This window comes from Vibrio sp. 10N.222.55.C6, assembly GCF_041473395.1.
In the GTDB taxonomy this organism is placed as follows: domain Bacteria; phylum Pseudomonadota; class Gammaproteobacteria; order Enterobacterales; family Vibrionaceae; genus Vibrio; species Vibrio crassostreae_C.
In genome coordinates, this window is record NZ_JBFRSD010000446.1 from 1 (window position 1) to 605 (window position 605).

A 605-nucleotide genomic window follows, 5' to 3' on the forward strand; every position below is an offset into this window, starting at 1 on the left:
TGTTGATATCGTTTTCAGGGGAGGAACGAGTGGAGCATTTAGTGGTAGTTATGACCTAAATTTAGGGAGCCAGCAGGTTCGTGTTTATGAACAAACCGATGATGGAAGTGGAGGAACAGTAGAGAGAGAGTTGGGTCGCTTGCGTATAAACTCGAACGGTGAAGTCGAATTTAGAGCCAATGGTTATCTAGATCATGACGGCGATGAGATCAACTTCTCGATCAACGTAATTGCAATCGATGCGGATTTAGATACCTCTGAAACGCCACTGAATATTACTATCGTTGATCAAGACTCAACGGCTGTGTCGCTGAAAGTGACGACAACGGAGGATATTGGTCGTGATGCATCAATTGATTATGCAGCGGGTAGTGAACCAACAGACCTAGAAAACACCTTTGATAATCAAGACGGTCTAGCTGATGCACCTGCTCAAGTAGCATTGCAAGTAAACTTGTACGACCAAGATAACACAGAGGCGATCGGCCAACTGAAGATCTTCGATAATACAAACCATAGAGGTACATTCTATTACTTTGATGGTGCTGAATATGTGAAATTGTCGACAGATGTAGATGGAAACTATGTTCTAGATGGTGCAAATA

1 protein-coding gene is annotated in these 605 nt (G+C 42.8%); it reads left to right on the top strand.

Annotated elements, in window-relative coordinates; translation table 11 throughout:
* The coding region (locus tag AB4486_RS24520) for a hypothetical protein (RefSeq protein ID WP_372119265.1) at nt 1-605 on the top strand (605 nt) is incomplete at both ends.